The sequence below is a fragment of the Frankia sp. KB5 genome, from assembly GCF_002099325.1.
GTDB lineage: Bacteria > Actinomycetota > Actinomycetes > Frankiales > Frankiaceae > Frankia > Frankia casuarinae.
This window is the reverse complement of sequence record NZ_MRUJ01000406.1, coordinates 1-1,204: the sequence shown is the minus strand read 5'-3', so window position 1 is coordinate 1,204 and position 1,204 is coordinate 1. Positions and strand designations below refer to the sequence as shown.

The 1,204-nt window shown below is 69.6% G+C and carries 1 protein-coding gene; it reads right to left on the bottom strand.

All coding sequences use genetic code 11. From position 1 onward, the window contains the following. Nucleotides 1-84: 84 nt before the first annotated feature. Nucleotides 85-1,035 carry a transposase family protein gene (locus tag KBI5_RS24840; protein ID WP_241883195.1) on the bottom strand — a complete coding sequence of 317 codons (951 nt, stop codon included), beginning with the start codon at nt 1,033-1,035 and terminating at the stop codon, nt 85-87. Nucleotides 1,036-1,204 lie beyond the last annotated feature (169 nt).

The following is a 1,204-nucleotide window of genomic DNA, read 5'->3' as shown; positions in this document are numbered from 1 at the left end:
TCAATAGGTTAAATCAACTCGCCTCGCTAACCACCGCGAGACGATCAAGAAAACTGCGAAACTCTAGTCAACCCGGACCCACGATTATGCCGACATCCAAGAAGCCCCTACCAAGGCCACCAGGGCAGACGGCGCTGGCATCGGCATCACGCGCACGTCGTCATAAAAGTGGTCGACGACCAGGGTGGCGCCCGGCAGGTAGCGGCGGACCGCGGCGACGAACACCGTGCACATGTCGATCGCCACGTGGGTGATCCGGTCGCGCCAGGACGGTGTCTGGCTGGCCAGCCAGTACGCGACGTCGTCGGTGGTGCGGCCCTCGACCTGGCCGAGCATGCCCTGCCCGCCGGCCAGGTCGGTGAATCCGACATGCCACCGGTCGGCGAGCACCCGGGTCTTCGCCGGCTCGCCACCCGCCGGGTCGGGCTCGACGGTCTCGGCGGGCGCAGGGACGGYGGGCCCGCCGCCAGCAGGTTCGGGGGACGCCGGTGTGGGAACGCGGTCCGCGGGCCGCCAGCGCGGCCGGCCTCGGCGGGTCTCGTCGATCCCGAGCACGTCCACCGGCGGTGAGGCGGTGTCGGTCAACGGCGCGGCCACGCCGCGCGCCGCGTCCATGACCGTCGGCCAGGACAGCGCAAGGTGCCGCGCGCTGGCTACCACCGTCGCGCAGATCCCGTCGACCACGAGCCGGCCGGCCTGCTCGCGTAGCCGGGTCGTCAACCGTGCCCGCGCCGGCACCGCCGGCAGCGACTCGGTGAACGACCGCTTCGCGCACAGCGGCTCCTGGCAGTACCAGCGGCGTTTGACCCACACCAGTCGCAGGGGGGACGGGCCGTAGCGCAGGTCACGCGGCCGAGTGGTCACGACGCCCTTGACCCTGCGCGCGAACACCCCGCAACCCGGGCACGCCCGCGCTGTCTCGTCCGCGGTCGCAAGCCACACCTGCCGTGTCCTGTCCGCGAGCATCTCGACGCGCGACACCGTCAGACCGTCGATGTCGAGCAACCGCGTCGCGTCATTCGTATGATCGTCCAAGCCCGTAGCTCCGTGGCCTCTCGGTTGCGTCAGGAACAACCAAGATCGCCAGGGGTTGCGGGCGATTCATGTCACGACACGAGGCATGCCACATCAGGTCACAGCAGGCCACGTCGAGCCAACATTACGCACAGTTACCAAACTGGCTGGGGCCTCACGCCCACCCCGG